This window comes from Spirosoma gilvum, assembly GCF_054776815.1.
Genome location: NZ_BAAHBH010000019.1, coordinates 18211 through 44731 on the forward strand (window position 1 = coordinate 18211; position 26521 = coordinate 44731).

Consider the following 26521-nt stretch of genomic DNA (forward strand, 5'->3'; position numbering starts at 1 on the left):
CTAATTTTGAAAAATTAACACAAGAAAGGTGGCAAATCGGTAGGTTAGCCCTCCAGCCAATGTCGAAACTGGGTTGACTTCTCTTTGCTAACCAGGATGTCCTGGTTGTCATTCGGGCTCTTTAACGACACCAGCAACTTCTGGCTGTCATGAGGTTTGAATCCAGCCACCGCATCCAGCGCAATGACATACTGACGATTGGCCCGAAAAAACAGAGCTGGGTCGATCAGCTCTTCGAGTTCATCGAGAGTTTTGTAGTCAGTTACCAATTTTTTGCCATCGATGGTGTAGAGATAAATCAACTCATTGCGGCAAAAACAGGCCACTTCCTGTTGGGGCACCGAGATAATTTGGCGGATATGATGCCCCGAGAATCGACGTTTGTAGGCAGGCGTTGATGTATGTTCGGTCAGGTGATTCAGAAAGTGTCTAAAATGGTCTTCAAAACCCATGGTGCCATTGAGTGCCCATCGATGAAATTTAGACAGAGCCGTCTTAAGTTCTTCTGGGTCAATAGGTTTAAGTAAATAATCCAGACTATTAAGCTTAAACGCCCGAATGGCATACTCATCATAGGCTGTTGTGAAAATAACTGGTGTATCGAGCTGAACCTGTCGGAATGCCTCAAAACTAACCCCATCGGAAAGTTGAATGTCAGATATAACCAGATTGGGTGAGGGGAACCCCAACGCCCGACGAGCCTGGAAATAGTCACAAATAGCCTGTACGCTCGCCAGAGGGCCTTCGATAGTAGCGCTGGGTTCCAGTTGCTGAACTAGTTTTTGAAGTTGGCGGGCAATCAGCGGTTCGTCTTCGATCAGGAGGATGGTCATAAAATTGTCATTTTTGGTCATTCGTTGCCACTTGCTTCGCGCCATTCATTGCTAGGCAATTGCTGCGACAAATAACAACGAATGACCAAAAATGACAATGAATGACCATTATTCATTTAGAAGTAACGGCACAGATACCTGAAAAACCGCGTCGTTATCGGCTATTTCAATTGGGCGGGGGCTTAAGTAGCTGTACAGCAGTTTCAGATTTTCCAATCCTTGTCTGTTGGACGTTTCTACCTGACGTTTACGCTGAATCGGGTTCGAAACGATTAAATAATTGTCGTTGGCACTAATGGTTACGGTTAGCGGACGAGCTTCGCTGATGGTGTTGTGTTTGATCGCGTTTTCGATCAGAATTTGAAGGGTAACCGGCACGATCTGATGGTCAAGGGTTTCGTTGGAAAGCTGACACGTTACCATGAACGCCCCATCAAAACGGGTTTTGAGCAGCGAAACGTAGTTTTTTATAAAATCCAGCTCGGTTTCGATCGGTACCAGCGCCTTGTCTTTGTGCTGAATAACGTACCGAAATACTTTCGACAATTGTTGCAAAAACTGCCGGGCCAGGGTAGGGTTATCGTCAATCAGGCTATCGAGCGAGGATAAACTGTTGAACAGGAAGTGCGGACTGATCTGGTTTTTCAGACTGTCGAGCTGGACCTGTACTTTTTCTTTTTCCAACTGGGCCGTTCGAATCGTATTCTCCTGCCACCGTTTCAGCAGATGACTGGCAATAAAGCCCAGTGTAATCACGGTGTTGACCAGAAAGATCGTTACGACTATAATAATGGCCGAGAACCGATTGAACGGATTCAATTCGGGCAAAATATCACTAATGATCGGTCTAACAACGAAGTATCCGGTCGCTATTAATATAGTTTTTATAATGCCCCAACCCCCAATTAACTGCACCGCAATTCGCCAGCGAATGTTTTTCTCAAAAGGTAATCGCTGGTTCAGCCACTCATTGAAAACGTAATGAAAAACCCAGATCAGGTTTAACATGAAGAAGGAAAGCAGAAACAGCCAGAACTGTAGCTGCCAGGTAATGGTCGGCATGATCCACTGACGGGCAAAAACACCCATCAGCGCCATCCACAGTAGGAGAAACTCGACGTATTTATTGAACTTGATTTTCATGGCTGGCAATGATCATTCCGTCCGACATTTCGATAACACGGTCGGTACGGGCGGCAAAATCAGGATCGTGGGTAACGGCAATGATCGTCTGCCCTTTTTTGGCAAGACCGCTAAAAATCTCGAATACGTTTTCAGTGTTGGCTTTGTCGAGGTTACCAGTCGGTTCATCACCCATAATGATGGTTGGGTCATTGATAAGGGCTCTGGCAATAGCAACGCGCTGCTGTTGCCCCCCCGACAGTTTGCTGGCTGGTTTGCGGGCATAGTCGGCTATGCCAATCAGTCGAAGCTTTTCCATCGCCCGTTCTTCAACTTCTTTTTCCGGGTATTTACCCAATTTTAAACCCGGCAGCATCACATTCTGCAAGGCCGAAAATTCGGGTAACAAAAAGTGAAACTGGAACACAAAACCAAGGTGCTCATTGCGGAAGTGGGACAAATAATCCTGACTTCGACCTTTGAGATTGGTTCCTGCCATTTCGATTTGGCCGTCGTAGTCGGTGTCCATCGTCGACAGCAGGTACAACAGCGTCGATTTGCCGCAGCCCGATTTACCGACAATCGATAGGAATTCACCCTGTTGCACCGCAAACGTAACATCCTTCAGCACCTGAAATTTGTCGGGGTCGTAGAAGTACTTGTTGAGGTGATTAGCAGAAAGAACGGTGTTCATTTGAATGATGAATTATAAATTATAAATGATGAATTATGTGCCATCTGGCATTGATCATTGATCATTCATCATTGAAAACTTACCCCCGAAGTATTGCCACCGGGTCCACCTGCGAGGCTTTTCGGGATGGGAAAAAGCCTGCCAGAACGGTGGTGATCACACCGAACAGGATGCCCATGATGTAGTATTTCGGATCGAATATGACCGGAAACGTTTTGATACTCAGAAAATCACCGGCGTCGAATGGCGTGATCGACAGCATGTAACTTAGTCCGAAACCAATGAGCAGCCCAAGTAGTCCGCCCGAAAAACCGATGAAGACCGCCTGTAGCAGGAAGATGGCGATAATATCGCGACCTTCAAAGCCCGTAGCTTTCAGGATGGCGATGTCTTTGATTTTGTTGATGACGGTCATGTTCATGATGTTGTAGATGCCGAAGCCTGCCACCACCAGCAATGTCATCGACACTACAAACGTCATCACATTCCGAATTTTTTCACCTGCCAGAATCGCCGTGTTGGCCGTAGCCCAGTCTTCGGTATAATAGCTGTACATCGCCCGGAGACGTTTCCCGAACGGGATGGCCTGTAAGGGATCGATCATCTTAATGTGGATGTCGGTGATGTAACTGGGGTCTTTCTGAAGCATTTCCTGCACGGTCGACAGGTTGGCGTAGCTCTTGGTATTATCAACCGTGCCGACACCAAAGCCAAAGGTGCCAACTACCCGCAAAATTCGTGTGCTGCCGATGGGGGTTGTGACCGTTACTTTGTCGCCCACCCGTACGTTAAGTTTTCGCGCCAGTACGGCTCCCATGATCAGCCCGTCTGGGTTACTTTGCAAGCCCCGCAAGCTACCCGATTTAAGCCGGGTAGTTAATTTGTACAGCCGGTTTTCGCGTTCGATGTCAACCCCCGAAATCGTGCCTGACAACTGGATAGGCCCGTTGTTATAAAATGCCTGCGTGGCCACCTGGGGCGAAACGCCCAGTACACCCGGTTCTTTTTCGATGCGTTCGGCAATGGCGATTCCATTCTTAATCCGAGCCAGTTCATCTTTGGGTTTCTGATGATACACTACATTGAAATTGCTCGGATTGAGCTGGTCGATCAGACTGGGACGTTGCGTATTGACTTCATTATAGAGTCGGATATGTGGGCTGGCGTCTAGGGCCGAATCTTCCAGAAACTGATTCACCCCCTGCATGAACGAAATCATCGTGATGAACATAGCAATGCCGAACGTTACCCCCAGCATCGCCACAAGCGTTTGCCGCTTCTTGGCCATCAGGTGCGTTCGGGCTATTTGAGAAGCTATTCGAATGTCCATAGAAATTGAGTGAATGAGTGATTGAGTGAATAAAAATGTGTACAATGCTAATCACCGCGACGGCGGACCGTTCAATCGCTCAATCACTCATTCACAATTAGTTTAGATGTTTCCGTCAGCCCACCTTTTACCTCGACCATGTCGAAGTTTTCGGCGCCTTTCTGGAATTTTATTTTTTGCTTTTTGCCATCCTGGTCGACCCAGACGCTATCGGTGCCGAAGACGTACGATTTCGGGATCGTCAGGACGTGTTTGTTCTGGCTGATGATAATATTGGCTTCGACGGTCAGGCCATAATAGGAGGCAGGTCGGTCGCCCTCAAATTCGGCATCGACCCGGAACGACTGATCGCTGCGGTTCAGCTTCGGATAAATCTTACTGACCCGCGCTTTAAATACTTTATCAGGGTACACATCGGCTTTCAGAATAACTTCCTGACCGATTCGCATCCGGCCAAAATCACTTTCGTCGACCGCTAATTGCGCATATAAATGATTGCCACTCCCAACAAGCGCCAACTGATCGCCTACCCGAACTACCTCGCCCGGATCTTTGAAGACTTCATACACCTTACCAGTCAACAGGCTGCGAATACGGGTATTTCGTCCCGCTTCTTCCGACGAAACCAATTGGCTCCGGTTGTTGGCGACATCGAGTTGAATTTGGTCACGGCTGCGTTGCAGGGTGTTGAGCTGCGCCCGAAGGTTATTTCTGGAGAGGGTATAGTTCAGTTCAGATCGTTCGAGTTCGGCTTTTGAGGTTGCATTCTGGCTGTACAGTTCCCGAAAACGGTTGTAGTTGATCGAGTCGTTGGCCAGTCGGGTGCGGGCATTGCGTACCTGGGCTTCCAGTTCAGCCAGCACCGGTGAGTTTGGGCTTAGGTTTGCCCGTGCCTGCCGATACGCATTGGCGGCTGCCTGCTGACGAGCGTCTTCCGAAGCGCTTTCGAGCACAAACAGCAACTGGTTTTGCTGGATGGAGTCTCCTTCATTGACGAGTCGTTTCTGTAAAATACCGGCGGCATCGGCTGTGACAGTGTATTCGTTGCGGGGGTAAATATTTCCCGAGGCATAGACCGCTTCTGTTAAATCCCGATAGGTGGGCGAAGTGCCATCTGTACCCCGTTTACACGCAGTAAGTACAGCCAGAGATACTAATAGGGAAAGTATAGTTTTCATGGGAGTCTGCTCGGTTTTCTGTCTTCAGTTTACGGTTTACAGTTGGCAAAAGTGTCAGCTACTCCTGCGTCAGCCAACTGTAAACCGTAAACTGAAGACAGAAAACAGGTTTATTGTCCACTTCGGATTTGAAGGATCGTTTGGTTGATAAATACGCTTGAGAGGTTGTTCAGGTACCGATTCTGAGCTGTCAGCGCTTCGTTGAAAACGTTCAGGTACTGGTCGTAGGCAAACAGGCCAGAGCGGTATTTGATCAATGCAATCTGCACATTCTGGGTACTGAGTTCGTAGTTCTGTCGGTTCAAATCCAGCGACCGGACAGCCTGGTTGTAGGTGTTGCGAATGTCTTCGTTGTCGGTTTGCTGCTTATTGCGTTCATAATCAAGCGCCAGTTCGGCCGCTTTCAGTTGCAGACGAGCACGGGTGATGTTACTGGTGCGAAGTCCACCCGTATAAATCGGCCAGTTGAACTGGAGTCCGGCAACGCCGATCTCATACCAGGGCTGGCTAAAATTCAGGAAGTTGATTTCGTTCCGCTGTGCCTGTTCGGTGTAGCGACCGTAAGCCGAGAGGGTTGGCCACCGTTGTAGCCGTTCGCGATTAAGTTGCAGTTTCGATAACTCGACTCGTGCCTGTTGCAGGGTGATCTGCGGACGCTCAGTTAGTGTAAGCGCCGATGCCGGAATCGGAATACTAGCCGGTCGATTGGCCAAATCTTCCGAAAGAACCAGGCTGTCGGTAGGCGTAAGGCCCAGAATCAATTTGAGCTGATTCCGGTTGCGGACATAGGCCAGTTGGTTTTGGTACAGCACATCGGCCGTGGTAAGTTGGACCGATCGGATGCGGTTGTATTCCAGCGGTTCGATCAGCCCTTTGTCGAGTCGATCATGCGCAATCTGCGTGAGCGTGTCGGTGGCTGACAGGTTGCGCTGGGTCAGGCGAATGGCAGCACCTGTGAGCAGCGTAGCGTGATAGATGCGCGCTGTCTGGGTTGATACTTCATCCTGAAGAACCAGGTTTTGATTGTCGGTGACCCGAAGGTTTTGCTCCGTAATCCCGATGTCGGCGCGGGCAGGTCGGTTTACAACCGGTACTGTAACTTCAGCACCGGCCGCGAGCACATATGGCAAGCCGAACTGAACACTACGGTATTCGCCCGCCGGACCACCCAATAATACGAGTGGGATCAGTTGAACCGGCAGTGAGAAATTGTAATCGAAATTGGTAAAAAAACGAGCCTGGGGCAGTAGAGCTGCTCGGGTTGCAGACGACTGTTGGCCCTGTACCAATCGATTTTGCCGGGCATTGGTCAGGTCTGGATTGCTGCGACGGGCCATTGCCAATGCCTCCTGCACCGACGACACGACCGTTTGTCCCTGGCCTGCGAATGAATAAAAAAGTAAATAAGTGAGAATGAGCCGTTTCATGGGCGTAGTGAATGAACGCCCAAAAGAACTAAGTTTTTTTCTGATGAGGAGATTTGTTTCAGCGAAGCAGAGAAAAAAATAGGCTAAACGGCTAATTCTACCCATGAATAAACCGGCTGTTGGCAACGAGATGGGAAATTCTCCAACAACTTAAAGCGGGCAGGGTATCTTATTTTATGGCCCCACCTGGATTTAGGCCACTGGGAACACGAGCAGGGATGAACTTGTCAAACGAAGGGTCCGTCAGGGCGTTTAGAAAGGCAATAAGTTTATTCTGTTCAGCGTCGAGTAGGGCGATCCGTTGTATTTTGGCGTCTAAGTGCTGCACCGGCACATTCGGATTTTGGGATATAGGTTCACCAATGTCGTCATAAAATTTCAACACCTGCTTCAGCGTCTGAAAAACACCATTGTGCATATACGGAGCCGTTATCCCAACGTTTCGGAGCGATGGCGTCCGAAAGGCATACGTACCTCCCGCACCAGCATCCGAACTGGTTAATTTCGAATTGTCAGGTACCGATAGCACATGCAGTTTATAGTCGGAAAACATCGGTCCCGAATGGCAGAGGTGACAACCCTCATCCTTAAAGATCAGCATACCCTGAATTTGCTGTTCGTTGAGCGCCGATTTGTCCCCTTTCTGGTAGCGGTCGAAGGGTGAGTTCATGGCCGTTAACGTCCGCTCGAAGGTCGCAATCGCCTTGCTAATATTCGCGGCTGTAACGACCTGACCATTGCCAAACGCTTTCTGAAACAGTTGCTGGTATTCGGCAATTTTTGTCAGCCGGGCAACCACACTGTCAATCGTGAGGGCTTCACTGTACGCATGCCCCCGCATCTCCTCGAATGTCGTCAGAGGGCCTGTTACCTGATTTTCGAGACTTTGTGCTCTTGAATCCCAGAACATCGGTGCCGTTACTGGTACATAATTTCCATTGGCATCCATGCCATTAAAAGCGGCATTGAGGATTGTCGGGGCGTTCCGTTTGCTAACGGGAATGTCGTTGGGGGAGCGGAACTGCCGATTCTGTCCATGACCGACTGCATTGGTGCCGATTGAAAGGTCCAGGCCATCCGTATAAGCATTGTTGGGGTGATGGCAGGTCGCGCAGGCAACATCTTTATTACCTGATAGGATAGGGTCCCAAAACAATGCCTGACCGAGCAACGCAGTATCATTGGTAAGGGTATTGCTAACCGGAATTGTGACTGTTGGTTCAATCTGCAGAGGATTGACAGTCGCAGTACCCTCATCTTTTGTACAGGCTTCGAGAACAACGGCGAAGAAAATAATTGTCGTCAGAAGGCCAATGAGATGATCACGGGTCATACGGATGAATTAGGTATAAATTACTAACGTGTATATGTGGAAACCGAGCGCTTGATAAATTAATTCGCTAAGTTAAACAATTGATAAATTAATGTATAGTGTTAAAAACCTTGAGCTACTGTAGGGATATAACTTTGGAAAATACTATAGGTAATTTACTGCGGCTGGCCATAATTAGTTTTCACATTGAGAAAACGATTGCCGTTCTGGCTTTTGGTAAATCCGGTTTTATAGCTAGTTTCGAAAACAGTTGATCGAAACTAATCAGTTATCCTCTTTTTATGATAGCCATATTTGATAAAACCAATTTTGACTTTGAAGACTTCGACGAAGAGATTGTTCTAATTCATATGCAGAGCGGTATTTACTACACGCTAAAGGGCTCAGGCCCTGCTATTTTACGAGTATTCCAAACGGGTTGCGTTATCGAAGCCGTCAAATCCTACCTGGCAGAAAGCAACAATAGCGAACGGCTTCAGGAAGTAGAGGGCTACATTGAACAGCTTTTTACCGAACAAATACTGATTCAGACAGAAGTACTTCCCGCAGAGCATCCTGATCTGACTTCATTGATTGTACAGGAAGCGCCCATTCTCGAAAAATTTGATGACGTTAGTGATTTGATCAAACTGGACCCTATTCATGATGTTTCTGATTTAGGCTGGCCACATAAAGATAAATGACTGAAGGCTTCTGGCAGCTTCCCGAACAAATCCAGCTTGTTATACGGGCGCCACAACCGGTTCTACAACGCCTGTCTTCGGGAATCGTGCTTAACTGCCAGCCTTCTGAACTGGCTGCACGAACCATTCGGGTCGATTGGGCCGAAGAGGATTATAAAAAACAACGGGCTGCATACTGGCAGGCTCAGTTTAGGCAGGAAGATATCGTCTGGGCCAGTCATGGAGGAGATTGGTTAGTTCTGGGAGCAGGGTTCTTTCTGTCGTATTCTCAGTTAACCGATTCGGCACAGTTTTTTGCTCTTCCCGAATGGCTGGATGATGTTTTTACGTTCAGTTACCCGTTCCTAAACCTACTGATTCAGGTATTGAATCGACAAGGATATGCCCCTTTACATGCAGCCGTTATTGGGGCAAACGATCAGTTTGTGTTAATTCCAGGTAAACAAAATACGGGGAAATCAACGACCTCGGCTACCTGGGTCTTACAGGGAGGTCAATTTGTAACGGATGATTTTTGTTTTCTGCGAGCCGACAATCCAACAACCGTTTATGGGTTTTACCCGACGTTCCGCATCCGGGAACAGGCACTTCCTTTCCTGAGCCCATACCTGTCAGTCGATCAGTTTTTGCAAAAGGGCGATTCAAAGTATTTTTTCAATGCAATGGCGTATTGTCCAGATCGATTTGTAGCTCATGCGTCGATTAAAGCTATTTTTTGTCTGACGCTTCAGAATCGTGCGTTATCGCATGCTCAGGTAAGTCCTCGGGTTGGCTTCGAATACCTGGCCTCATCACTGGCTTTTGCTGCTCAGTACCGGGCAACAGGCCACTTATGCTTACAGGCGATCAGGAAACTTGTTCGAGAGTTACCTGTCGTTCAGGTGAATCTATCTGCTGTAACGACGGAAAACTATGCTTATCTAACCGAGCTTATAGCGATGTCGAGCTACTAACCAAACTAGTATTGTCAGTAAAATCTGTTGATGGGAGAATGCATCAGGAACGGTTCGTGATGTCGCGGAAGAACCTAGTGGTTTTGCCTATGAACTCCCTGGGTTCCGTTCGTCGGAGGGAGCGATAATACCAGCGAATGATTGCAACCAGGAAGGGTATTGACAGTTTTTGTTGGGTGCTGAGGCCAGAAGCATTGGTTAAAACGCCTAATCGCCATCGGGCATCGCGTAACTTTTTCGAATCGAGTAGCCAGCGATTGGTTAATGTCATCGGTTGGCTTGCATAAAAATTTAATTCGTCAGAAAAGTCAAAATTGCCTAGGGTTGACAGGTATAAAAGCTGTTGATGGGTGACGTGACAAAGGCCGGTTACCTGCGTTATGGGTCGTAAGTCGCTCACTGATAATGAATATTTTTGATGAAGAAACACGAAATCCGCAATCCAGTGCCATTCATCGATCAATTGGTAATTCAGAATCAGGAAAAGAGCTAGTTTTTGAGGAGAAAGTAACCGGAGGGGTATACCTCTAAATAGATGCATTTGAGTATCTTCCAGAAACATATCATTGGTAACCTGTTGAGTATGATAAGGGGCCGGATAATAATGTAGGTCTACTCCCTTGTAGGTGTTATGGTTCAATGTACAGGCATGCAATTCTCCCTGAACATAGGTATCGATGGATAGGTTAGGGTATCTAAAATAATAGCCAAGTTGCAGAAGGGTATCCAGAGCTGGTTTGAAATCGTTGGGGGCAATCAGAATATCAATATCATTCATCGGGCGTGAGCCGAGGTCATTATATACATAGTAGTGCAGCGCAATGCCTTTGGTAAATGCATAGGTAAACTGGCCACGGTCAAGCACTTCTACAATTGGGGCCAATTGATGAAAGAGCCGGGAGTTGTTATATAAACTTTTTTTATAAAGCCCGCCCAATCGATCCTTGTAAGGGTTATTTGCTAACTGAGCTTTGTATTTATACCAGATCATGGGCAGTAGCCGAATCTCAGATTTTAACAACATTCCTTTGAAATCGGTCGTATGTTGCCAGTTCAGAAACTGCTGATACCCCTCGGTAAGATCAGGATTTAGGACGGCCTTCAACAGCAGTTGCTGAGTTGGGTTAGGTAAACAAAGCATAGCTAGAGCTGGATCGTTTTCGTAAAGGCAATTGGTATTTTATGATGACTGATCACAATCAGCGTTACGTTGGCGGCTAGTTGCTGAAGTAGTGAAAGGGCCACCTGCTGACGTTCGACATCCAATGAGGAGAATGGCTCATCTAAAATCAATAGATCTGGCTTCAGATAAAAGGCCTGAACCAGCAGGAGCCATTTCAATTGACCTGCCGATAAGTTACGTGTGGCCGAATTATACTGGGTATCCAGTTGATGAGGGTACGTATTGAAAAAATCCAGAAGCTGATGATCGGAAAGCCAGCGAACGACCTCCTCCCGTTTTTCCGAAAAGTTGCCGATAATCTCCCAGAGCGAGCCGCTATAACAGTGGGGAGGCTCCGTAACGGCAGCAGCATGACGCCAGAAAGGTTGTCGTCCATCGCCATGCTGGGGAGTTTCACCGAGCCAAATGGTTGTTGCTGCGTTCGTGTATAAGCCGGTCAGGACTTTCCAGAGCGTCGATTTACCCCGTCCGTTGTGACCTTGCAGCCAGATCCTATCTCCCACATCAATAGTAAGGTTCGGGTACTGAATGATCTGAGCCTGGTCCTGATAAGTAAATGTCAGATTTTCAATGTGAATTGGGGTAAACGAAGTGGGTTGGTGAGTGGTAGTTTCATCCGATGGGGGAGTATCTAACCAGTAACTGATTCGTTCCGCACCTTCGTTTGCCTTCTGATAGGTATACAAAATATTGAGTACTTCTGAACTGATTCGCTTGATTTCCAATAGGATCAGGGTGGCAATGGCCAGATCGGAAGTGGATAAGTCGACTTTCGATTGTAAAAACCATAAGCCCCCCCAAATTGCTGCCAGCAAAACCGAGGCCACAGCCGTAGCGTACATCTGCCGATATTGGCTCAACTGGGCACTTAGCTTGCCGAACTGTGTCAGATTGTTCCGGAGACCATCGAGATACTGCGTTTCGCTGTGGTAAAGGCGAAACTGCAGCACGTTATCAACGTAATTCTGAAGGCGATCCAGCAGGGAAATATACACCTGACTGTGGGCCCGTTGTCGGCTTTTCACCCACCGATTAACCTGATAGGCAAATCCAAACAGGAGCGCTGCCGAAGCAACTATGCCAATCAGCTCAGATATCTGGCTTTTCGTCAACAAAGTCCATAGCAAGTAGAGCAGAATGGGTGTATTGAACCCAACATTCACAAACAGCTCGCGCCAGAACTGAAACAAATGGTCGACATCATTTACGATTGCTTTACTAAAGGCGTTGGTATGGATTTGTTCCAGATCATTGGTCCTCGTGCGGGAAAAATTGTCCAATAACGTCAACTGTAGCCTATTGGTGCTGTGTGAAGCCATTCGGCTGGCGAAATAAGCAGCCGCAAAAGGGAGGACAATCAGTGAAAAGCCCCGAATAAATAGGCTTTTGTAGCTACCTGCACTTTGGTTAATGAGGTGATAGAGAATAATGGCCTGTGCGACACCAGTGACGAATAAGGCGAGTGAGTTACTGAGTTGAAGTTGTGTATACTGTTTCCAGAAACGGAGATCAATTTTCATGAAGCCAGTGATTATTCAAGCGCCAGGAGTTGGGTAATCTGTGTGCGCAGGGCTGAATCGTTGGGGTATTCTTTATAAAAATGTATCAGGCCCCCTTCACACCGAAGTGCATAATTAATCTCTTCCGGTGAGCGTGTCATAGAATCGTTTGATAGCTGTTGTTGCCAGTTGCCCAAGCCATCCAGTGCAGCCTCTATCGGTTGATTGGGTATACAGGTTGCATCCACAAATTTAGGTGACTTCTGCATAGTTCGCTGATAAAGGCCGACAAGAGCGGCTACGGAGTCGGTTAGTTTATAGTTGCTTCGTGTGTAATGGAGCGTACGTTCGGATAGCCGTTTATATATATTGGGTTGACTTGCGAGCATGGCAAGAATAGCCCGGTAACTGTATTCGTCGTCTGCCACCATGCCGTTAAGGCCATGCTGTATATGATCGGCTATGTAGCTGTTTTTCAGTACGACTACGGGCTTCCCCATCCATTGGAATTCACTCATGATTTTATCGAATGATCCGTACGAAAGGGATGTTTGCGGGTTACAAAGCAAATGATAAGGCGTCATATCGGCGTACAAGTTGGCCGAAAATCCCCGGTAAACGGCATGGTGTGCTTTGGCCTGATCGTTTTCAAACAAGGCATCTATGCCACTGCCCCAAATATCGAAGCTATATGATTTAATTGACAGGCCTTCATGAAGGGAGATTAACCGTGGATGGGTTTTAAAGTAGTTGAGTGTACCCGCATGAACTAGTCTGAAGGTCGTTGGATCGGGCATAGGCGGTTGCGCATTCAGATCAGGGAGTCGAATAAAGCTTGGGAGCGTAAGAACTTCTATACCAGGACGAAGGTCAGTCGTTGGGGTACGCGGATGAAGGCGAACCAGTGCGTCGGCAGAAGCATATACCCAATTTGGTACAACCTGGGGCAACGTACATCCATTTACCCGTATGCTTACACAAAGCCTGTGTGGAACCTGTGAATCGGCGAGGAAACGAAAGAACCGATATAAAGAAGGACAGTTCCAGTAATGAACAACCGTTATATCGGCCTGACTGATAAGTTTACCTGCCAATACTGAAGAGGGAGCCAGCAATACTTTTACATTGCAGGATATAGCTTCGGTCATCAGGTGGGTACTTATGCCTTTTTCCAATACAATAACCGTAGCTGACACATCAACACCAAGCTGCTGCATTGTTTTTACTTCGGTCAGAATAACCGGCATACCACCTCCGTAGGTCATTCGGGGAATGACGTAAAGGATCTTCATTAGTTCAGCATTTATAAGATTGTTGGTGTCGCATAATGGTCATCATTTCAGAGCGGTAGCGTTTGCGTTTGGTAATCGACAGGTTCTGATCGTGGATGCCTTTTTGAACTACTACTTCAGGAATTACCTCATACAACAACCCTTGCCGGATAGCCCGTATAAACCATTCATGATCAGAAGCGACTGTCCAGTTTTCATTAAAAAGTCCGAATTGATCAAATACCTTACGCGTAAATAGGAACCCACTGGGGGTCATGGCGACCCACTCGGTTTTTTCGGGATCGTTGGATTTGGTCAGGTGCCCGGTAACGGCCTGAAGGGCCTGGTTTTGACGGAGCAGTGCGAATTGCCTGGCGAGTTTTTGTGGTTCCCAGGTATCATCGGCATCCAGAAAAGCAATATACTCCCCATTAGCCGCTGAAATTCCCGTATTGCGTGCGTTGGCTATACCACGACCAGTCTGTGAAATGATTGTCACATCTGGCTGCTGGTGAAGCCACTCCATCGTTCCATCCTGAGATGCTCCATCAACAACAAGGAGTTCATCGGGTAACTGCGTTTGCTGTCTGATGCTGGCAACACAGGTTGCAAGGAATGGTTGGGCGTTGCGGCAGATAATAATGGTTGAGATGAGCATGCAGGCTACAGGAGACGTTGAAAGACGTCCTTACATTTGGTTAGTTCGGGATGTGTGAAATAGCGTTCCAGATGCGTTAAAATCTGCACGCATCGCTCCGGTTCGTTGAATGGCTGCAACGAACATTCCCAACCAATCCGGTCCTGATGTTTAGGAATGAGATGGGGATTTTTATGAAGCAAGGCCAACTTCCGGATATCCTGATACTGACTTAAGATCGTTACTAACAATAGGCTATAATCATACCAGTCTTGTACTGGTCCATGCTCTTCCAGAACATTCAACGGACTTATGTCTAAATTCGGATTAAAAGCAGGAAAAAGCCCCCGGATGTTAAATGAGGTTAAGTTGGTGGCTTCACTGTCGAAACCGATATTTTGACACAGGTTAACCGTTGGAGTTACAATAAAGCCCTGATACATAGAAATCGTCATGGCCCATTGGATGTCCCAGGCTTTATATTGATTCCAGAACCGGTGAACGTACTTATGCCGTTGCAGCTTTGGCCGAAAGGAGTCTTTGTAGTAGACCCGTATGTGTGCATCGAATTCGTCAACCGACCAACTGGGGTCATATTGGTACTTTGCCCAGGCGCGTCGCCAGGTCGCCCATCCCCATATACTCGAATACTGGCTAAGAAATGCGTCGCAGGCATCTGACTCTGACTGATACGCGACAAGCCCATTCCAACCAGCCACCGACATGATTCGTGAATCGTGCTCATAACGGGCCAGCATACGGCTGCAAAACGTAAAAAAGGCGGGCGTTGCAATTATATCATCTTCTACGATGATGGCTTTATCGCATTCACTGAAGACATGGTCAAGTCCACTAGCTACCCGATAACCACTGCCAAGATTTTCCTGAGCGTAAATCCGGTGAACCTGACAGTCCCAATCGACCTGTTCGGTAATACTTCGGGCTTGCCTGACACGATGAGCATCCTGTTCGTGTTTAGGCCCATCGGCAATAATGTATAAACAAGTTGGTTTGACAGCTCGAATAGCCTCGAACGAGCGTCGGGTTTTATCTGGCCGATTATAGATTATCAATACAACTGGTATATCCAAGTGCTGTTAGGGTTGTTGGGCAAAAAGAGGGGGATAATCTACGAGTTATTCATCCGCTTACCGACTTCCGCTTTGCGCAACAAGTTACTACATCGACGCTATTTTTCGAGTAGAATACTGGTTATTGCTACTAAATACGAACGGCCACCAATATATCCGAGGATACACTGGTGGCCGTTCGTATTAAAAAAACAATACAACCTGGTTAGGTTGGGTAATGGACTCGAACAGTATAGATTATAAATCGGCAATGGCCTTGTTTATTTCATCTTTGGTCTTACCGGTCTTTTGCTGGATTTTACCCCACATTTCATCCTGCTGACCTTCTTCATAAGTTAGATCATCGTCGGTAAGATCGCCATATGCTTGTTTGATTTTTCCTTTCAATTCGTTCCAGGAGCCTTTTGCTGTGGTCTCGTTCATGACTGTAGTGGTTATAACGTTGGAAATTAGATTAAACACATCGGACCGCCGAAGCGGAGTCACGGAGAACACAGAGTAAAGATTTGTTTTATAAACGACTTGATCTCTGTGTTCTCCGCGTCTCCGCTTCGGCGGTCCGATGTGTTTAATTTACAACTAGACCGGGACCGAATTGTTCTGAACAATGTGCTCGGCAATACGTTCTGAGTCGATGTTCAGGTGGAACAGTACACCGGATCGGGGCGTGGTAAAGCCCAGAAAATAAAGACCTTCCAGACCTGGCTCATTGAACCAGAGATTTTTTGGATAGCCGTGCTCATTGAGTAGTATATCGGTAATCGATTTATCCAGAAAAGCAGCTAGTCCGGGTCGGTAACCGGTTGCCAGAATGATCGCATCGAACGGAAGTTCCTGACTATCGGTGAAGGTAACCGTTTTGGCATTGATGCGTTCGATACCCGGAACTACCGTAATTTTTCCCGCTTTGATCTGGTCGATGGTTCCGATGTCGATAACGGGTGTTTTGCCACGCCGGTTGTCGTAGGTAGGGGAGTGGGCTGGTTTTCCCAGGCCATAGGCCGACATATCGCCAACGGTCAGTTTCTGCGTAAACCCAGCGATCAGATCACACAGCCAGTTTGGGAGTTTGCTCAGTAAAATGGCGGTATTCTGCGCGGGCCGACCAAATATATCGCGCCGGATGATGTTGATGGGGCTCCGGACTGAGATAACCGGGATAGCGTCGTGTTCGAGCAGGTCCAGTGCCAGCTCAGCGCCGGTATTGCCCATGCCAACCACTAATACATGTTCATTACGGAAAGCCGCACCATTTCTGTACTCATGACTATGCCAGACGATTCCCCGGAAATTACGCTGGCCGGGTAATTCCGGTATGTTGGGCGACCGATTATAACCCGTTGCCACAATCACCCGATCGGCCATAAACGTATCCGTCTCGGTTTGTACCTGCCAGGCTTTGTCGGTCGACATACTTCGCTGAATGCTAACAACTTTCTGATTATAAAGTGGCTTTATTCCAAACCGCTCCGCATACTGTTCGAGGTACTCGATAAATTCGAGCCGGGAAACGTAGGTCGGGTAATTGGCGGGATAAGGCATATGGGGAAGTGCCGAATAGCCTTTAACCGTATGTAGGTGCAGCCGGTCGTAGTGATTACGCCAGGAAACCCCAATGTAGTCGCTGGCTTCCAGAATGGTAAATGGCAGGCCCTTCTGGGCCAACTGACCAGCTATTGCCAGTCCAGCAGGCCCAGCACCGATAATAAGTGTAGTTGTGGTCATTGGCGTAGCAGCATGGGAAGTCATTAGCTTCGCGTCATTAATGGTCATTCGTAGTCATTTTGGCCAATTATAGGTACTGATTGTTACAACGAATGACCATTAATAACGCGAAGCTAATGACAATCAATATCTATTTTATCCGTGTCCAGGTCTGGGTTTTGCCCAGGAGTGAAATGCCTACATAGCCGCGAACCAGAAGCGTATTGGGATCCTGTAGCGTCATTTTGCAGTTGTACTCTTTGCCATCTTCCGGGTTGTAGATTTTGCCATCACTCCAGACATTGCCGCCATTGTACTTGAAATTATACATCAAAATCATGTTCATTAGAGGGCGGGTACGTTTGGAGGCATCTGTGTTTTTCTCGTCCGTCCGGGGTTTGCCAGTCGTCGGATCGGTAGGTTGTCCCAACCAGATGAGCTTGCCAAAATACGTACCTCCCTGCTTGTAAATCTGAACGTGTCCTTTTTTAGTACCATTCAGCCATGTCCCAACCACTGCATCGGAATCGTCGGAAGGTGTGAAGGCGGTAAGGCTGAACAACAGCACGGTCAGCGACAATAAAGAACGGAAAATTTTCATAAGTGCTTAGGAATTGAATAAAATCAGCATTTTTTGCTCTACTAACGTAAATATTGCAGAAAAATTCTGAACCGGGATTGAACAGATTTTTAGATTTACTGGATTTTGTTTAACCTGCTACTGGAAAGCAAAATCTGTTTTAATCCATCAATCTGCTCAATCCTGCCGGGTGGCCGGCGCCATTCAGACTATGTTCCATCGTGATCCCAACCGCAGCTACCCAACCGAAACCGAATCGCGTGTGATTGTTCGGTTTCAGGACTGTGACCCGTTACAACACCTCAACAATGCTAAATATTTTGACTACTACTTTAACGCCAGAGAAGATCAGGTGGCTAAACTCTATGATTTTAATCCAGGGCAGTTATTTCGGGAGCTGAAAACAGGCTGGGTGGTTTATCAGCATCAGATTGCCTACATCCGTCCCGCCCTTGTGAGTGAATGGACGCGCATCATGTCCAGGCTCATTTATTTCAACGAAGACACAACCGTGACGGAGTATATTATGACCGACGATGGAAAAACACATCTTAAAAACGTACTCTGGGTTACTTCGAAATACGTAAGTGTGCTAACAGGCAAGCGCATTCCTCACGATGAACGGGTCACCGAACTCCTTCAAACCATTCTGGTGCCACATATCGATTTTGCTAATTTAAACTTTAACGACCGCATACGCGAAATTAAGCAACAGGTAATCAAGGGGTAGAAGGAGAAAAGGGGGAAGGGAAAAAGAAAGTATAACCAAGATTTCTCCTTCCCTTTATTCCTTTCTCCTTTTTCCCTTCTCCCTTTTCTCCCTATCTCCTATGAAACTTCTTAACAATCTCACCTTTCGCGTTCTGATTGCCATCACCCTGGGTATTCTGACGGGCTATTTCTTTCCCGAAACTGCCGCCAAGCTCAAACCCATGGGCGACCTGTTTATTAGTCTGATCAAAATGGTTATCCCACCGATTATTTTCCTGACCATTGTGTTGGGAATCAGTAATATGGGTGACCTGAAAAAAGTTGGCCGGGTAGGCGGAAAGGCGTTACTTTATTTCGAAATCGTTACGACAGCCGCCCTGGCTATTGGGCTGATTCTGGCGAACCTGATTCGGCCGGGCGATGGTGTGCAGACAACGGCCGTGAAAGGAGGAGACATTAGTAAATACGCTGAACAGGGGGCCGGAATGGATTGGACAGAATTCTTTCTACACATCGTTCCGAGCAATGCCATCAAAGCCTTTGCGGAGGGAGATATTCTTCAGGTACTGGTTTTCTCAATTTTGTTTGGTGTCGGTCTGACCCGCATGGGTGAGTCAGGTAAATCCCTGATTCATAGTTTCGAACGACTGTCAAAAGTGTTTTTTAATATTCTGAGCGTGGTGATGGTCCTGGCTCCGTTAGGCGCTTTCGGCGGAATGGCATTCACTATTGGCAAATATGGACTAAGCACGTTACTGCCGCTGGCCAAGCTGATGGGAACCGTGTACGCCACCATGATCCTGTTCATTTTTATAGTCCTGAATCTGCTGATGAGGTACTACAAAATCAGCTTGTGGGCGGTTTTGAAATATATCAAGGAAGAGCTGCTGATTGTGCTGGGTACTTCCTCGTCGGAATCGGCCTTGCCACAGATTATGGATAAGCTCGAAACGTTGGGGTGCTCACGATCGGTGGTAGGGCTCGTGGTTCCGGCTGGTTATTCATTCAACCTGGACGGAACCACGATTTATCTGGTGATGGCTACTGTTTTTCTGTCGCAGGTTTTTGGCGTCGACCTTACGCTGGGGCAGGAACTGACCATTATCGGCATACTTATGGTGACCTCAAAAGGGGCTGCTGGCGTAACTGGCAGCGGATTTATTGTTTTGGCCAGTACCCTAACCGCCATCAAGGTTATCCCCGTCGAAGGGCTGGCTCTACTATTGGGCGTTGACCGGTTTATGTCCGAAGCCCGTTCGATCACCAACATCATTGGTAATACAGTAGCCACCATTTTTATCGCCAACAACGAAAAGGAGTTCGATCGGACTAAATACAACCAGGTCATAACCCGACAGAACAAAGAAGAAGTAGTGGAGTATAAGTATTAGTTTGTTTCAAGTTTCAGGTTGGCTGAGGCACCAATTTTTCTCGCGTCAGCCAACCTGAAAACTTGAAACAATTTTTATTCTTTTTTAGAGAAAAAATTAAACCATTTCGTGGGGGATTGTTCAAAGGTGCAAATACAACCTGAAAACATTTAACTACCATGAAAAAAGTACTGCTGACTGCCGCTACACTGATTGCTTTGCTCTCGACCGGTTCTTTTGCCCAACGCTACAACTACCCCGACAATAATTATCCCCAGCAACCCGGCTATAACCAGCCATATAATCAGCCTGGTTATGGGCAACCTGGCTACGGTCAGCCCAATTATAACTACGATTATGATGACTACCAGTTTGATCGCCACCTCGATTGGTGGGATCGTGAGTTGGGGTTAAATCGTCGGCAAGAGCGCGAAATTCGCCGTATCCGGGATCGATTCAATCAACAAACACAGGGACTTGATCCGCGCAATCCACGGCAGCGGCAATTTTTCCGCGAGGCTCGCCAGCGACAATTTTTCGATATGATGGCCGTTCTTCGCCCCGACCAGCGCGATCGGGTCATTGATCGTATGCGTCCGTATGAACGCTCGGCCAGTCGCGGACGAGGGTATGGCAATGGCTACGGTCATGGACCCTATGGGTATTGAGTATAGGAAGGGAGTGTTGAAAAAGCCGATCAGTTTGGTCGGCTTTTTTTGTTGAATCGGGAATTGGTTAATTGGTACTGGTTGACTGGTTCATTAGTAGAGTTAACCAATCAACCAATTAACCATCCCCTCATGCAACATTGAGTTGACCGGTTTGTCTTTATTTTGTATTTTTCCCGGAAACTCATTTTGCAAAACAATATGTTTACTCATCAACAGATGAAACTAACGGGCCTATTAATGGCTGTAGCTGCGTCGACCGCGTTTGCTCAGCCGTCGCCCCCTCAACCTAAAATGTCGCAGAATCCTTTTTTAGTACCGTACACGACCCCCCATCAGACGGCTCCATTTGACAAAATTACCAATGCCGACTACCTACCAGCCATACAGGAAGGTATGACAGAAGGTCGTAAAGACGTGGCCGCCATTGCCAATAACCCAGCGAAACCAACGTTCGAAAATACCATTGTTGCTCTCGAACGGTCGGGCGATCTGCTGAGTAAAGTCACTTCGGTACTCTTCAACCTCAACAGTGCCGAAACGACTCCTGAACTTCAGAAAATTGTGAAGGAAGCGTCGCCTATGTTGAGCGAATACCGGAATGATATTTCACTGAATGAGAAGCTGTTTGCCCGTGTCAAAGCGGTATATGATCAGCGTGCCAGCCTGAAAATCAACCCGGAAGCCGCTATGTTGCTTGAAAAGAGTTATAAACGCTTTGCTCGCAACGGTGCCAATCTGGATGAAAAAGGTAAGGAACGGCTCCGGGCTATCGATAAGGAGCTTTCGCAATTGTCGTTGGAATTTGGTGAAAATGTGCTGAATGAAACGAACGAATACCAGATGCAGGTAACGGATGAGAAAGACCTCGCCGGACTGCCCGACTACGTTCGGGAAGCTGCTAAAGCTACCGCAAAGCAGAAAGGTAAAGAGGGATGGGTATTTACGTTGCAAGCGCCGAGCTATGGTCCCTTTATGCAATATGCCGACAACCGTGAGCTTCGCAAAAAATTATACCTGGCTTATAACAGTCGTAGTTTTCAGGGTAATAAGAACGACAACTCAGCCATCATTGCGAAAATTGTGAACCTTCGCTACGAACGGGCTAATCTGCTGGGTTACAAAACCCACGCCGATTTTGTGCTGGAGGAAAGCATGGCCGGGTCGACCGATAAAGTGCAGAGCTTCCTGAATGAGCTGGTAACCTACGCACGCCCGGCCGCCGAACGCCAGTTAGCCGAACTGACAACCTACGCCAAAGCGCATGGATATAATGAAGACAAATTACAGGCTTGGGACAACAGTTATTATGCCGAGAAACTGAAGAAGGAGAAGTACGACCTCGACGACGAAACGCTGAAGCCGTATTTCAAGCTCGAAAATGTGCTGAACGGTGCGTTTACGGTGGCTAATAAATTGTATGGTATCACCTTCAAGGAGCGCAAGGATATTCCGGTGTATAACCCCGAGGTGAAAACCTTCGATGTGTTTGATAAAGACGGAAAATTCCTGGCCGTATTCTACGGAGATTATTTCCCCCGTTCCGGTAAGCGTAGTGGCGCCTGGATGAACGATGTACAGGGGCAAAAAGTGGAGAATGGCGAAAATATCCGTCCGCACATTGTCAATGTCTGCAACTTCACCCGTCCTACCGATACCAAGCCGTCGCTACTGACCTTCTATGAAGTAACGACCCTGTTTCATGAGTTTGGACATGGTTTACACGGCATGCTGGCCAATGGAACCTACGAAAGCCTGAGCGGTACGAGCGTTCCCCGCGATTTTGTGGAGCTGCCTTCGCAGGTGATGGAGAACTGGTGCTATGATCCCGAAGCGCTTAAACTGTTTGCGAAGCATTACCAAACGGGTGAAGTAATTCCCAATGAGTTGATCGAGAAAATTCGTGCCAGCCAGAATTTTCTGGCCGGACTAGCCAACCTGCGTCAGTTGCGATTTGGTCTGGTCGATATGTATTATCACAGCCAGAAACCAACCGGCGAAAGCATTTCGCAGGTGGAAAACAAAATTGACTCAGTGGCTAACCTGTTCCCTCGCGTCGATGGTGTGGCCTTCAGCCCGGCCTTCTCGCACATTTTTGCCGGAGGGTATTCGGCTGGGTACTACAGCTACAAATGGAGTGAAGTGCTGGACGCCGACGCGTTTGAATTCTTTAAGGAGAAAGGTGGACTGGAAAATAAAGCCGCTGCGGATAGCTTCCGTAAGAACGTCCTCGAAAAAGGGGGTAGTGAAAAACCCATGGAACTGTATAAAAAATTCCGGGGCCGTGAACCATCGCCCAAAGCGATGCTCCGACGAAGCGGATTGATTTTGTAGTAACGTAAATGGACAATGAATAATGAATACACTATCAGCAGATAATTCATTATTCATTGTCCATTTACTTAATTAATGGTTTTGCGTAGCAGGACCAGATTGTCTAATACCAAATTGGTACTCCAGATAAAACTAGCATCATTGCCACTGGCATCAAACACATCCGTAAAGTTCTGATACGAAGGTTTGTTATTAACTCCTACGGTCGTATTAGTAAAGGTAGTGGCTGTGGGCCAGCCCGAATCATCGTAACTACTGGCATACCAGTTGGTCGGAACAGCCCAATGGATGCTATAGTTGTTGGCCGAACCAGAGGTGGTGCTACAGTTGGTCGAATACCGATAGTTACCCGATTCGGAGAGGCAACTCAGATCAGCAATAGGGGCGATGTAATAGGTTTGGGCTTTCCAACTATTGTTGGTGATGGCGACCACACTATTGTTTTTGTCTTTGATTACGGCCACAAAACCGCCATCGCCAGCGTAGTAACTACTACCGCTGTTTGCTTCGGTACCCAGGCCCAGATTTTCTTCCCAGTCTACACATTTAACCGCTACCGTAAATGGCTTCTTTGCTTTAAAGCGTACAATGCAGGAGTTAAAATCGGTATAGGGAACCGGGTCTTTTCCAACGGGCGTTCCGTTTACATACATCTCGAAGTAATTATCGGCGAAAATATAGGCTGTGTACGTTTCACCATCGCTATCGACCGTAACTACATTACTGCTGCTAAGCGCGGCTACTGCCAATGAGGTGTTGGCATAACTATGGCCTGATACATAACTATTGTACAAATCGGAAGCAAACGGAAACGAATTGGTGCTATAGTTGACCTCAGCCGGTACTGTCCAGGTTTTATTGTCGGTAGAGGTTATGGTGCCCAAAGCCGCCGTTCGTAGCCCCGAACTAAACAGGTTTGTTGTAGTGGCAGTGGCTTTGCCTTGTGTAACAGAACCCGTTCCTGAATAGCTGCCCGATACTGTTGTTACATCGGTATCGCTTGTGCTACAGGAAAGAACAAAACCTACGGTAAGGGTTAAGCAAGTGATTCGAAATGTTTGGCAATAGTAAATCATAAAATTGGAAGATGGATGATAATCGATTAGACGATTTCGCATCTATTTTCCTATGCTTTGGGTCTGAAATTTTAGAGGCCGTTGTCGATTTATCCTGAAATGGGCTGCCTGATGGTTTAAACCCCAATCAAAAAGCCAGACTCGCATCTGGCTCTTATATTATTTTGCTGCTGCTATAGCGACGTGTTCAGGTTTATATTTATACCAGTATTCGATTAAGTCTGCGATTAGACCGGTCCAGCCAGTCTGATGGCTGGCACCTAATCCCATGCCATTGTCGCCGTTGAAATACTCATAGAATAGATACAACCCCTGAAAATGTTTGCTTTCCTGCATGATTTTGTCGGCTCCGTAAACGGGAATCCGGCCGTTCTCGTCGCGACGAAAGATGTTGATGAGCCGCTCGGTCACATGCATGGCGGCTTCCTTCAGGCTCATTACCTGCCCTGAATTTGTGGGGTATTCCACTTCAAAGTCATCGCCGTAATACTGATAAAATTTTAGCAATGAATCGATCAGCGGGAAGTTGAGCGGAAACCAGATCGGGCCACGCCAGTTGGAATTGCCCCCGAACATGCTCATTTCGGATTCTGCCGCTACGTAGCGTACCTGGAAAATTTCACTGTTCAATTCAAACTGATAGGGCGTTTTTTCGTGGTATTTCGACAAAGCCCGAATGCCATAATCCGATAAGAATTCGGTTTCGTCGAACATCCGCTTCAGGATCATCTTCATCCGGTGGCCGCGTAGCAGGCTGAGCAGGTGTGTTTCGCCTTTCCCCGGTTCATGCCAGCGCGATACGAGCGAAGCCAGATCCGGGCGGTTGGTTAGTACCCATTCGACCCGACGTTTGAAATCAGGAAGTTTGGAGAGAAGTGATTCGTCCAGAATTTCAACGGCAAATAGGGGAATCAATCCTACCATCGACCGGATTTTAAGTAGCCGGGCATTGTGGTCGGGCATGTGCAGCACATCGTAATAGAACTGGTCCACTTCGTCCCAGAGGCTGATGTTCTTGCCCCCCAGATTATTCATGGCAGACGCAATGTGCAGGAAGTGCTCGAAAAACTTACTGGCCATGTCCTGATAGGAGGGCCGGGTCAAAGAAATCTCGCAGGCAATCCGGAGCATGTTCAGCGTGTACATGGCCATCCAGCCCGTCCCATCGGCCTGTTCAATCCGACCGCCCATAGGAAGCGGCTGGCTCCGGTCAAATACACCGATGTTATCCAGTCCGAGGAAGCCTCCCCCAAAGATGTTGTTGCCCGAGACGTCCTTCCGATTGACCCACCAGGTAAAATTGAGCAGCAGTTTATGGAATACGCGTTCCAGGAAGTTAACATCACCCACACCGTTCAGGTCGCGGTCGATTTCGTACACTTTCCAGGTGGCCCAGGCATGAACAGGCGGGTTGACATCGCTAAAATTCCATTCATAAGCCGGAATCTGCCCGTTAGGATGCATGTAATATTCCCGAAGAATAACGGCTAGCTGGCGTTTGGCGAAGTGGGGGTCGAGCCGGGCCAGCGTCAGTGTATGGAAAGCCAGGTCCCAGGCCGCAAACCAGGGGTATTCCCACTTGTCGGGCATGGAGAGAATATTGGCCGTGTACATATGCCGCCACGTTTCGTTGCGGGCATACACGCGTCCCTGAAACGGCACGGGCATTTTAGGGTCGCCCTTGAGCCATTCGTTGACGTTGTAGTAGTAAAACTGCTTGTTCCAGAGCATGCCCGCATAAGCCTGCCGCTGAATGGCCTGGAGTTCGGGGTCTGTTACCTTTTTCTGAAGTTCCGCAAAAAAAGCGTCGGCTTCTTCCAGACGTTTATTCCAGATGGTGTCGAAGTCGGCAAACGGCTGGACTAAATGGGTCTGGTCACTAAAGCGAAGTCGAATCTGGATGCTTTCACCGGCAGGGACCTTTCGGGTGTATTGAGCCGATGCTTTAGTGCCAATCTGATTCGGGTTGACAAAGCCCTTTTTTCCGCCTGAAACGATGTAATTGTTGATGCCATCTTTCGGGTATTTCGATATGTTGGGTCGACCGTATAACCGTTCCGTGTTGGTATCGTTATCGCAGAAAAGAAGTGCATCGGCATCCTCGCAGTAGAGTTTGTATTTGCCTAACTGCTTATGATTGACTTCGATTTGATTGTTGGCGATACCATTGAGCATGGGCCGGGTATTGTACTGTTCATACCCCCATGCCCAGGTGTTGCGGAACCAGATTGTAGGAAGAAGCGTCAACGGGGCATCTTTTGCCGAACGGTTATGCGCCGTTACGGTCACGAGCCAATCATTCTGATCCGCCTTGGCATATTCAATAAAAATGTCGAAATACTCATCCTTTTCAAAGATGCCCGTATCGGTTAGTTCAAACTCGGGGGCCTGACGGTCCCGGCGCATGGTTTCAATAATTAACCGATTGTAGGGGTACTCCTGCTGTGGGTATTTGTACAGCATTTTCATGTACGAGTGTGTAGGGGTACTGTCCAGATAATAGTACAGTTCTTTCACATCTTCGCCATGATTGCCTTCCGGGCCGGTCAGCCCAAAAAGCCGCTCTTTCAGGATATTATCTTTATGATTCCAGAATGCCAGTGCAAAACAAATATGCCCCTTATTGTCCGAAATTCCACCGATACCTTCTTCACCCCAGCGATAAGCCCGAGAGCGGGCCATATCGTGCGAAACAAAATTCCAGGCATCACCATACGGACTGTAATCTTCACGAACAGTTCCCCAGGCACGTTCGGATAGATAGGGTCCCCATTTTTTCCAGCCTTTATTATCGGCTCGTTCGTAAATGCGTTCGCGTTCGGCAGTAGGCATAATTATTCGTCA

At 47.6% G+C, this 26521-nt stretch carries 23 protein-coding genes; 6 read left to right on the forward strand and 17 right to left on the reverse strand.

The annotated features are described in order from the left end of the window. Window positions 1-44: 44 nt before the first annotated feature. The 7 genes from ACYVFD_RS33110 to ACYVFD_RS33140 form a co-directional block, all read right to left on the reverse strand. Window positions 45-833 carry a LytR/AlgR family response regulator transcription factor gene (locus tag ACYVFD_RS33110; protein WP_461094837.1) on the reverse strand — a complete coding sequence of 263 codons (789 nt, stop codon included), beginning with the start codon at window positions 831-833 and terminating at the stop codon, window positions 45-47. 108 nt (window positions 834-941) lie between these two features. Further along, window positions 942-1976: a sensor histidine kinase gene (locus ACYVFD_RS33115; RefSeq protein ID WP_461094839.1), complete on the reverse strand. Its 1035-nt coding sequence runs from the start codon at window positions 1974-1976 to the stop codon at window positions 942-944. Then, window positions 1957-2649 carry an ABC transporter ATP-binding protein gene (locus tag ACYVFD_RS33120; protein WP_461094840.1) on the reverse strand — a complete coding sequence of 231 codons (693 nt, stop codon included), beginning with the start codon at window positions 2647-2649 and terminating at the stop codon, window positions 1957-1959. Before ACYVFD_RS33120 ends, ACYVFD_RS33115 begins: the two co-directional genes overlap by 20 nt. A gap of 79 nt (window positions 2650-2728) precedes the next feature. After that, window positions 2729-3979 carry an ABC transporter permease gene (locus ACYVFD_RS33125; protein WP_461094841.1) on the reverse strand — a complete coding sequence of 417 codons (1251 nt, stop codon included), beginning with the start codon at window positions 3977-3979 and terminating at the stop codon, window positions 2729-2731. 83 nt (window positions 3980-4062) lie between these two features. Then, a complete protein-coding gene (locus ACYVFD_RS33130) occupies window positions 4063-5157 on the reverse strand; it encodes an efflux RND transporter periplasmic adaptor subunit (protein WP_461094842.1) in 1095 nt (364 codons plus the stop codon). A 110-nt stretch (window positions 5158-5267) separates the two neighbouring features. After that, window positions 5268-6584: a TolC family protein gene (locus tag ACYVFD_RS33135; protein ID WP_461094844.1), complete on the reverse strand. Its 1317-nt coding sequence runs from the start codon at window positions 6582-6584 to the stop codon at window positions 5268-5270. Window positions 6585-6753: 169 nt separating this feature from the next. Then, window positions 6754-7917, reverse strand: coding sequence for a cytochrome-c peroxidase (locus ACYVFD_RS33140; RefSeq protein WP_461094845.1), 1164 nt, complete (start codon window positions 7915-7917; stop codon window positions 6754-6756). Between the two features lie 281 nt (window positions 7918-8198). Here ACYVFD_RS33140 and ACYVFD_RS33145 point away from each other — a divergent pair, with 281 nt between their 5' ends. Next, a complete protein-coding gene (locus ACYVFD_RS33145; RefSeq protein ID WP_461094846.1) occupies window positions 8199-8600 on the forward strand; it encodes a hypothetical protein in 402 nt (133 codons plus the stop codon). After that, window positions 8597-9553, forward strand: coding sequence for a hypothetical protein (locus ACYVFD_RS33150; protein WP_461094847.1), 957 nt, complete (start codon window positions 8597-8599; stop codon window positions 9551-9553). The genes ACYVFD_RS33145 and ACYVFD_RS33150 overlap by 4 nt, the downstream gene beginning before the upstream one ends. Window positions 9554-9596: 43 nt before the next feature. Here ACYVFD_RS33150 and ACYVFD_RS33155 read toward each other — a convergent pair whose 3' ends face one another. The 8 genes from ACYVFD_RS33155 to ACYVFD_RS33190 all read right to left on the reverse strand — a co-directional run bounded on the left by ACYVFD_RS33155 (window position 9597) and on the right by ACYVFD_RS33190 (window position 17539). Next, window positions 9597-10694 (reverse strand): nucleotidyltransferase family protein, encoded by a 1098-nt coding sequence (locus ACYVFD_RS33155; RefSeq protein WP_461094848.1) that lies wholly within the window; start codon window positions 10692-10694, stop codon window positions 9597-9599. A gap of 2 nt (window positions 10695-10696) precedes the next feature. Beyond that, complete coding sequence (locus tag ACYVFD_RS33160) at window positions 10697-12256, reverse strand: ATP-binding cassette domain-containing protein (RefSeq protein ID WP_461094850.1); 1560 nt, start codon at window positions 12254-12256, stop codon at window positions 10697-10699. A gap of 11 nt (window positions 12257-12267) precedes the next feature. Then, the gene (locus ACYVFD_RS33165) at window positions 12268-13527 is read right to left on the reverse strand and encodes a glycosyltransferase family protein (protein ID WP_461094851.1); all 1260 of its coding nucleotides are present in this window, start codon (window positions 13525-13527) and stop codon (window positions 12268-12270) included. Window positions 13528-13531: 4 nt separating this feature from the next. Then, a complete protein-coding gene (locus ACYVFD_RS33170) occupies window positions 13532-14164 on the reverse strand; it encodes a glycosyltransferase (protein WP_461094852.1) in 633 nt (210 codons plus the stop codon). 5 nt (window positions 14165-14169) lie between these two features. Further along, on the reverse strand, window positions 14170-15234 hold the full coding sequence (locus ACYVFD_RS33175; RefSeq protein WP_461094853.1) for a glycosyltransferase family protein: 1065 nt from the start codon (window positions 15232-15234) through the stop codon (window positions 14170-14172). A gap of 237 nt (window positions 15235-15471) precedes the next feature. Beyond that, complete coding sequence (locus tag ACYVFD_RS33180; RefSeq protein WP_461094854.1) at window positions 15472-15657, reverse strand: CsbD family protein; 186 nt, start codon at window positions 15655-15657, stop codon at window positions 15472-15474. A 156-nt stretch (window positions 15658-15813) separates the two neighbouring features. Continuing rightward, window positions 15814-16983, reverse strand: coding sequence for a flavin-containing monooxygenase (locus ACYVFD_RS33185; RefSeq protein ID WP_461094855.1), 1170 nt, complete (start codon window positions 16981-16983; stop codon window positions 15814-15816). Window positions 16984-17089: 106 nt separating this feature from the next. Further along, entirely contained in the window at window positions 17090-17539 is a 450-nt protein-coding gene (locus ACYVFD_RS33190) for a DUF2147 domain-containing protein (RefSeq protein ID WP_461094856.1), read from the reverse strand. Between the two features lie 190 nt (window positions 17540-17729). Between ACYVFD_RS33190 and ACYVFD_RS33195 the strand changes: the two genes are divergently transcribed. The 4 genes from ACYVFD_RS33195 to ACYVFD_RS33210 all read left to right on the forward strand — a co-directional run bounded on the left by ACYVFD_RS33195 (window position 17730) and on the right by ACYVFD_RS33210 (window position 22601). Continuing rightward, a complete protein-coding gene (locus ACYVFD_RS33195; RefSeq protein WP_461094857.1) occupies window positions 17730-18248 on the forward strand; it encodes an acyl-CoA thioesterase in 519 nt (172 codons plus the stop codon). Between the two features lie 100 nt (window positions 18249-18348). Then, entirely contained in the window at window positions 18349-19620 is a 1272-nt protein-coding gene (locus ACYVFD_RS33200) for a dicarboxylate/amino acid:cation symporter (RefSeq protein WP_461094858.1), read from the forward strand. Between the two features lie 158 nt (window positions 19621-19778). Then, window positions 19779-20267: a hypothetical protein gene (locus tag ACYVFD_RS33205; RefSeq protein ID WP_461094859.1), complete on the forward strand. Its 489-nt coding sequence runs from the start codon at window positions 19779-19781 to the stop codon at window positions 20265-20267. 240 nt (window positions 20268-20507) lie between these two features. Further along, on the forward strand, window positions 20508-22601 hold the full coding sequence (locus ACYVFD_RS33210) for a M3 family metallopeptidase (protein WP_461094922.1): 2094 nt from the start codon (window positions 20508-20510) through the stop codon (window positions 22599-22601). A gap of 68 nt (window positions 22602-22669) precedes the next feature. Here the strand turns inward: ACYVFD_RS33210 and ACYVFD_RS33215 are convergent, their stop codons facing one another. After that, entirely contained in the window at window positions 22670-23677 is a 1008-nt protein-coding gene (locus ACYVFD_RS33215) for a hypothetical protein (protein WP_461094860.1), read from the reverse strand. A gap of 159 nt (window positions 23678-23836) precedes the next feature. After that, complete coding sequence (locus tag ACYVFD_RS33220; protein ID WP_461094861.1) at window positions 23837-26509, reverse strand: MGH1-like glycoside hydrolase domain-containing protein; 2673 nt, start codon at window positions 26507-26509, stop codon at window positions 23837-23839. Window positions 26510-26521: the final 12 nt, after the last annotated feature.